This is a genomic window from Streptosporangium sp. NPDC049046, assembly GCF_040649155.1.
GTDB lineage: Bacteria > Actinomycetota > Actinomycetes > Streptosporangiales > Streptosporangiaceae > Streptosporangium.
Window position 1 is genome coordinate 1 of record NZ_JBEZEZ010000070.1, and the last position, 7,372, is coordinate 7,372.

The window sequence follows — 7,372 nt, forward strand, 5'->3', positions numbered from 1 at the left end:
GTCAGGTAGTGGCCGCGCATCCGGGCGAACAGGTCCAGGCTCCAGAGCATCCGGGCGTGCGCGGCCCCGCTCGCCTTCGCCGCGATCGCACCGGCATAGGAGGCCGGCTCCCAGATGACGAGATCGGGTTTCCAGTGCCGGCAGAAGTCGGTGAGCTCCACGATCATCGGATCGTTCGCCACCCGCCACCACCACGGCACGAGCTCGTCGTGATAGCCCCGGCGCAGGTACTCCCAGGTGAGCATCTCCGGCCGGTTCTCCGCCATGTCGAACGGCGCGGGCCCGTCGGGATCCAGGCTTTCGGCGTGCGTGAGCAGCCGGTGCAGCATGTGGTCCTTGCCGACGGGCACCGCGGTGAGGCCGGCGCCGGTGATGACGTCGCTGAGCTCCGGCTGACTCGCCACCCGCACCTCGTGACCGGCGTTGCGCAACGCCCACGCCAGCGGCACCATCCCCAGGAAATGGGTCTTCTCGGCATAGGTGACGAACACCACACGCATCGGCCGGCCCGGCCGGTCGCCCGTCACAGCGCCGCCAGCACCTTGAGCAGCGACTCGACCACCTTCGTCTGGTCGCCCTCGGTCAGCGACGGATACATCGGCAGCGAGAAGATCTCCCCGGCCGCCGACTCGGTGACGGGCAGCGTCCCCGCCCGGTAGCCGAACTTCGCGAACCCCGACATCGTGTGCACCGGCCACGGGTAGCTGATGTTGAGCGACACGCCGTACGGCTTGAGCGCCTCGATGATGTCGTCGCGCCGCGGATGGCGGACCACGTAGACGTAGTACGAGTGCTCGTTGCCGGGGGCGACCGCGGGCAGGACGACGTCGGTGCCGGCCAGCGCCTCGGCGTACCGGGCCGCGACGGCCCTGCGGGCGGCGACGTAGCCGTCGAGCCTGGTCAGCTTGCGGCGCAGGATCTCGGCGTGCACCTCGTCGAGCCGGCTGTTGTGGCCGGGCGTCCGCTCGACGTAGTAGCGCTCCCTCATCCCGTAGTAGCGCAGCTGCCTCAGCGCCGCGTCCACCTCCGGGTCGGAGGTGATCGTCGCCCCGCCGTCGCCGTACGCCCCGAGCACCTTGGTCGGGTAGAAGGAGAACGCGGCCGCCTCGCCCATTGAACCCGCGATCCTGCCGTGATGGCGGGCCGCGTGCGCCTGCGCGCAGTCCTCCAGGATCAGCAGGTCGTGCCGGGTGGCGATCTCCCGCAGCGGGGCCATGTCGACGCACTGACCGTACAGGTGCACGGGAAGCAGGCAGCGGGTCCGCTCGGTGATCGCCGCCTCCACCTGCCCGACGTCCATCAGGTAGGTGTCCTCGTGCACGTCGACGAAGACCGGGGTGGCGCCGACGGCGTCGATGGCCACGACCGTGGGCGCCGCCGTGTTCGACACGGTGATGACCTCGTCGCCCGGCCCGACACCCAGGGCCTGGAGCCCCAGCACGATCGCGTTCGTCCCGTTGTCGACGCCCACACAGTGCGAGACGCCGTGGTAGGCGGCGAAGGCCGCCTCGAAGTCGCGCACACCGCGCCCGAGCACGAGCTGGCCCGAGCGGAACACGGTGTCCACGGCGTCGAGGATGTCCTCGCGTTCGTTCTCGTACTCCTGCAGATAGTCCCAGACGAAAAGGGGCCTGATCACGCATCACCTCCGGAAGGGAAGCCACTTCGGCTCAGTGGTCGAACTCCCCGCGGAGGTACTGCTCGCGGCAGGCACCACGGCGGATTTTTCCACTGGTCGTCCGCGGCAGGCTGCCGCGCCGTACGAGGACGAGGTCGTGCGCGGCCAGGCCGTGGTTGCGGGTGATCTCCTGGCGCAGGACGCGCAGGACCGCCTCCCTGTCGTCCTGCTCGGCCGCCATGAGCGCGGGGCCGGCCTCGACGAGGACGACGAGCCGTTCCTCGCCCTCGGCCTCGCTGGAGAACGCGGCCGCCGCCCCCTCGGAGCCGACGTCTCGCACGGCCTGAACGGTCGCCTCGATGTCGTCCGGGTAGTGGTTCCGGCCGCGAATGATGATCATGTCCTTGGCCCGGCCCACCACGTGGAGGTTGCCGCCGAACAGGAAACCGAGGTCGCCCGTCCGCAGCCAGGGGCCGGAAAGCAGCTCGCCGCCGGTCTCGGCGAGGTGCTTCGCGAAGACCTCCGCCGACCGCTCCGGCTGGTTCCAGTAACCGTCCGCCACATTGGGCCCGCTCACCCAGATCTCGCCGACCCTCCCCTCCGGCAGCGAGGTCAGGCCCTCCTCGTCGCGGATCCGCACCGACACCCCCAGGCTCGGTACCCCGCAGGAGACGACGCGCACGGTACCCGGGCTGCCCGGCGGGCACTCGCGGGCGATGCCGGCGGCCAGGTCCGCGCGGTCGAAGCAGCGGTCGGTCATGCCCTCGCCGACCGGCGGCGCGCTCACCGGAAGGGTCGCCTCGGCCAGGCCGTAGCAGGGGGCGGGGGCGGTGGGCGCCAGGCCGCCGGCCGCGAACGCCGAGATGAACGCCTCGGTCGACTCGGCGTACACCGGCTCCGCGGCGATCGTGAGGAGCCGCAGCGAGCCGAGGTCGAGCTCGCCCCTGCGCTCGACGGCCACCCGGCGCACACACTGGGCGAGGCTGGAACTCGGCGCGACGCTCCAGTCGGCCCGGTAGTCGGAGATCATGCGTAGCCAGCGGTACGGATCCTGCACGAAGGCCATCGGGCTGAGGTTGACCGAGTGCGCGCCCGCGCCCAGCGGGTTGGTGATCGCGCAGACGAGTCCGAAGTCGTGGAAGAACGGCACCCACGACGCGACGACCGAACTCGGCCAGTGTGCCCTGATCTGGTAGTTGGTGACGGTCATGTTCTCGTGCGTGACGCGGACGCCCGACGGGGTGCCGGTCGAGCCGGAGGTGTACTGCAGGTACGCCACCGCCTCCGCCCGCATGTCCGGCCTGCGCCAGTGCGCTGCGTCGGCCACGGGAACCTCGTCGACGCGGACCAGATGCTCGGGCGGGCGCTCCATCCCCTCCAGCAGCCGCTGGACGGACGGGTGAACCGCGGAGGTGGTGAGCACGCACCGCGGTTCGCAGTCCCCCATCACCGATCGCAGGCGCTCGTTGCTGCGCAGCGCCTCGGGCGCGTAGAGCGGCACCGCCACGAGACCGGCGTACAGGCAGGCGAGGAACGCCACCACGTACGCCGGCTCGTGGGGACAGAGCACCGCCACCCGATCGCCGGGCTCGCACCGCCGCTGGAGGACCGCGGCCACCGCGCGGGCCCGCTCGTCGAGCTCGGCGTAACTCATCGTCCGCGAGCTCTTCTCCCTGCGGCCGGTGTCGCGGCGCATGCCGTACTCGACGAAGGTGACGGCGGGGGAGGAGCCCGAGGTCCTGGCGAAGCGGCCGACGCTGTCGGGCAGGTAGCGGAGACGGAGGCGTTCCGATCCCCGAGGGGTGGTGACGGCGGTCTCGATGACGTCCTGTGGCGACGCGCCGTGATCGGGGTCCAAGCTGTCTTCTCCGTCCGCTCGTTGAGGCTTCGCCGCCCCGTGGTCAGGCGGACTGGGGGAGCGCGCCGGCCTTCCTCGACTCCAGCGCCGCGAGCGCGGCGCGGTCCAGGTTGGAGACCATCCAGACGAGCAGATCCTGCTCGGTGCTCTCCGCGGCCTCCTGCCAGCGTTTCTTCTGCTCCGCGATGATGTTCATCTGAATGTGGGTGACCTCGTCGGCGGTGCCGCCGTTGCGTTCCGCCTTGATACGCCGCCGCAGCTCGTTCCTCGACCAGCTGCCCTTCTCCGCCCGGTTGAGCCAGATCTCCTGGTCGGGCTCCGGCAGGCTGGCCACCTCCGCGTGGTGCTGGAAGCTCAGCTTGTCGCGCCGCCTGGAAAGACTGAACTGCCGGGCCACCCAGGCGTAGTTCCGCAGCGTCTGGTAGTCGAGGGAGGTCTCGGCGATCGCCCGCTTGTAGCGGTCGGGATAGTGCGCCTGGCCGTAGATCAGCCAGTCTCCCAGCCACCAGGCGGAGGAGTCGGAGATGATGAAGATCTGGCGGCCAAGGCGGCTCCAGGCGGTCAGCGACATACCGGGGGGCAGTGAGAGAGCCGTTCTCCTGGTCATGCCCGGTGCGTCGAGCGCCATCCGCGCGTTGCCGGCCGGTCTGGCCTGCCCGTGATGTGTGGTCGCAAGACTTGGGTAACCGTTAACGCCTGTCACATCTGTCACGCCCTTTCGCCCCGGCGGGTCGTCGATGGCTGAGAGTTTGCCCTAGGCGCCACGGGAGAGTTCTAGACAAGATCTAGACGCCCTGACAGATGAGTGACGGAGGCCAGGTCAAGGCCGTTTTCCCCGCTCACCGTGCTTGTCCCGCCCGTGGGCGCTACTTCTGGCCGTCGGCGCGCGGAGGGAGACGTTCGATGACGAAGTCCGCCAGGTCGTCGAAGTTTCTCCCGGTGAAACCGGCCATGTCGTCCAGGAGCGGGACGCCGTAGGTGTCCTCCAGGGCGAGGATGAGGAGGATGATGGAGAAGGAGTCGAGGTTGCCCAGATCGCTGGGCTCGGGGATCTCCCCCAGGTCGGTCAGCTCGGGAATGGCGAGCTCGGAGGAGCTGAACAGAACGATCTTCAGCGCCTCGCGCTCGATCTGCTCGCGCACTTCCTTCTTCTGGTCGGAAACGAACATCTCGGTCAACTCTTTTCTCCTTCGGATGCCTCGGCGGAATCGGTGGACACTGCGGATACGGTGGATACCGTGGACGCGGTGGATGCCGCCTCCCGGCGTTCGCCCGGCCCCTGCGCGAGCTTATTGAGGAGCTCGGTGCCGTGCTCCTCCCACTGCTCGCGGTAGACGGCGTAGATATGCACGTCTCGCAGCGCTCCGCGATCGTAAAGATGCTCGGGGAGAGTCGCCTCTTTGTAGGCGGAGTTGAAGGCCGTACGGAAAGCCGCGAAATCCGTCTCGGTGGTCCAGAAATATATCTTTCTGACGTTCCACATGGCGAAGGCGTAGTTGACGGTCATCAGGATGACCTCCGCGCCGACCCCGTTGCCGGCCGCGGCGGGATCGGTGAAGAAGCTCGCCCGCACGTGCTGTCCCGAGAGGTCGAGATGGTGGAACGAGACGTATCCCACGACCCTGTCGGTGTCCCGCCGCTCCACGATGAACTGCGCGGACACCTCTTTGGAGTACAGCGCGCCGAACACCTCCGCCGAGGGCAGGTCGTTCAGCTCGGCCTTCAGGAGAAGGTCGTGCGCCGTGACGCCCTCCGGAGGATTGGCATGGCGCAGCAGCGTCCTTCTGGTCTTGGTGTGGGGAAAGAGCACGTTCTTCCACCTTCAACTCGGCGTTGCGGCTGAATGGGATTACCCGGGGTATTGTTCGAGCCGGCCGGGTGACTGTCATCCCCTGCATCAAAGCGGCGGGTCCGTCTCGCCAGCGGGACAGATGCTAGTTCCGGGTGATCGGTGGGTCAAGCTATTCTCCGGCCGTCCCCAATGCCCATGGAATGCCATTTCCTGGATCGTGCATAATTTCCCGGTTGATTTCTTAGGCGGCTGGCGGAAAAGTCGTTTATGGTGCATGCGGCGGCAGCGGGCCGACGTGCGAACGCAGGGAAGCGGGATGGGCTGATGACAGTGCACACCGAGAACGCCGTGATGCCGGGAGAGCTCCGCGAGCCGATCACCCCCGAGGGCCGCGACCTGATCGGCCTCGTCGAGACGCACCTACCGGCGATCGCCGCCGCGGCCCCGGACAACGACCGCAGCGGCACCTTCCCGCGTGACATCTTCGAGGACCTGCGAAGGAGCGGGGTTCTCGGCGCCACGGTGCCCTGCGCGCTCGGCGGCCTGGGGGTCGATCGTCTGCACGACGTCTCCCTGGCGTTGCTGAGGGTCGCCGAGGCGGACGCCTCGACGGCGCTCGCCTTGCACATGCAGCTCAGCCGGGCGCTGACGCTGACCTACGAGTGGCGGACGGGACCGGCGCTCGCGCGGACGCTGGCCGAGCGGCTGCTGCGCGGCATGGGCTCCGGCGAGGCGGTCGTTTCCACGGGGGTGAAGGACATCCCCCGCGACCGGCGTCCGACCACGCTGACGCAGACGGCCGACGGCGGCTGGCTGCTGTCGGGCGGCAAGACCCTGGTGAGCATGGCGCCCATCGCCACGGACTTCGCGGTGTACGCGCAGACGCGCGTCCCCGGACAGCGTCCCCAGTCGGGGATGGCGGTGCTCTCCAGGAACTGCCCGGGGCTTCGCGTACTGGACAACTGGGACGGCCTGGGGATGCGGGCCTCCGGGAGCGTCGACATCGTGTTCGACGACTGCGTCATCCCCCCGGAGGACGTGGTCCTGCGCGGGCCCGCGGGTGAGCAGGACCTCGCGATGCTCGCGGGGCAGACGGTGAGCTCGATCACCATGCTGGGGATCTACACCGGCATCGCCCAGTCGGCGCGCGACATCGCGGTCTCGACCCTCATCCGCAGGGGAGCCGCGGGGGCGGCGGCCGCGCGGACGCTGGTGGCGGAGATGGACGCGCGGCTCTTCACGATGAGGTCGACGGTCGCGGCGGCCCTGGCGCGCGCCGACCGGCTCTCCTACGACGACACGGGCGACCCCCGGGAGCGCGGACCGGCCATGATGACGCCGTTCCAGTGCGCGAAGCTGATCGTCAACCAGCTGGCGCCCGCCGTCGTCTTCGACGCCCAGAGCCTGATCGGCGGCGCCTCCTTCTCGGCCTCCCACCCACTGGCGCGGCTCTACCGCGACGTGCGCGCGGGTGGCTTCATGCAGCCCTACACCTACATCGACGCCGTCGACTATCTGAGCGCCCAGGCCCTGGGAGCCGTGAAGAACGGTTAGGAGAGGTCATGCGCGTTCTTTTCACGGCGTACGCGGAGAAGACTCATTTCCTGGGGATGGTGCCGCTGGCGTGGGCGTTGCGCAACGCCGGTCACGAGGTGCGGGTGGCGAGCCAGCCGGAGCTCACCGACGTCATCACCGGCGCCGGCCTCACCGCGGTGCCCGTCGGCAAGGACCACATCCTGCACCGGCTGGTGAGCACGACGAAGGAGAGGGACGCCGCCTCCAGGGACGCCGTTTCCGAAGGCGCCGCCTCCGAGGAGCGGGAGTCCTCCTTCTTCGACCTGGCGGAGGAGCGGCCGGAGAAGCTCACCTGGAAGTATCTGAAGGACGGCTACGGCGGGAAGTTCGTGCCGTGGTGGTGCCGGGTGGTGAACGACCCGATGATCGTGGAGCTCACCGACTTCTGCCGGCACTGGAAACCCGACCTGGTCATCTGGGAGCCCGTCACCCACGCCGGTGCGATCGCGGCGAAGGCGAGCGGGGCCGCGCACGCCCGGATGCTCTGGAGCCTGGACCTGTTCGCCCGGATGCGCGGCCACTACCTGAC

6 protein-coding genes and 2 pseudogenes are annotated in these 7,372 nt (G+C 69.2%); 2 read left to right on the top strand and 6 right to left on the bottom strand.

What is annotated here, in order from left to right:
• The 6 genes and pseudogenes from AB0B96_RS40540 to AB0B96_RS40565 all read right to left on the bottom strand — a co-directional run.
• Positions 1–491: pseudogene (locus tag AB0B96_RS40540) on the bottom strand (hypothetical protein); the annotation flags it as partial.
• A gap of 32 nt (positions 492–523) precedes the next feature.
• The gene (locus AB0B96_RS40545; protein WP_362907607.1) at positions 524–1,639 is read right to left on the bottom strand and encodes a DegT/DnrJ/EryC1/StrS family aminotransferase; all 1,116 of its coding nucleotides are present in this window, start codon (positions 1,637–1,639) and stop codon (positions 524–526) included.
• Between the two features lie 31 nt (positions 1,640–1,670).
• Complete coding sequence (locus tag AB0B96_RS40550) at positions 1,671–3,476, bottom strand: fatty acyl-AMP ligase (protein WP_362907609.1); 1,806 nt, start codon at positions 3,474–3,476, stop codon at positions 1,671–1,673.
• A 43-nt stretch (positions 3,477–3,519) separates the two neighbouring features.
• Positions 3,520–4,083 (bottom strand): LmbU family transcriptional regulator, encoded by a 564-nt coding sequence (locus AB0B96_RS40555; protein WP_362522351.1) that lies wholly within the window; start codon positions 4,081–4,083, stop codon positions 3,520–3,522.
• Between the two features lie 259 nt (positions 4,084–4,342).
• Positions 4,343–4,645: a hypothetical protein gene (locus AB0B96_RS40560; RefSeq protein ID WP_362770330.1), complete on the bottom strand. Its 303-nt coding sequence runs from the start codon at positions 4,643–4,645 to the stop codon at positions 4,343–4,345.
• A gap of 5 nt (positions 4,646–4,650) precedes the next feature.
• Positions 4,651–5,286: a GNAT family protein gene (locus AB0B96_RS40565; RefSeq protein WP_362907611.1), complete on the bottom strand. Its 636-nt coding sequence runs from the start codon at positions 5,284–5,286 to the stop codon at positions 4,651–4,653.
• 306 nt (positions 5,287–5,592) lie between these two features.
• Here AB0B96_RS40565 and AB0B96_RS40570 point away from each other — a divergent pair, with 306 nt between their 5' ends.
• Together AB0B96_RS40570 and AB0B96_RS40575 are read left to right on the top strand one after the other, a co-directional pair.
• Positions 5,593–6,822, top strand: coding sequence for an acyl-CoA dehydrogenase family protein (locus AB0B96_RS40570; protein WP_350950397.1), 1,230 nt, complete (start codon positions 5,593–5,595; stop codon positions 6,820–6,822).
• Positions 6,823–6,830: 8 nt separating this feature from the next.
• Positions 6,831–7,372, top strand: a pseudogene (locus AB0B96_RS40575) (hypothetical protein); the annotation flags it as partial.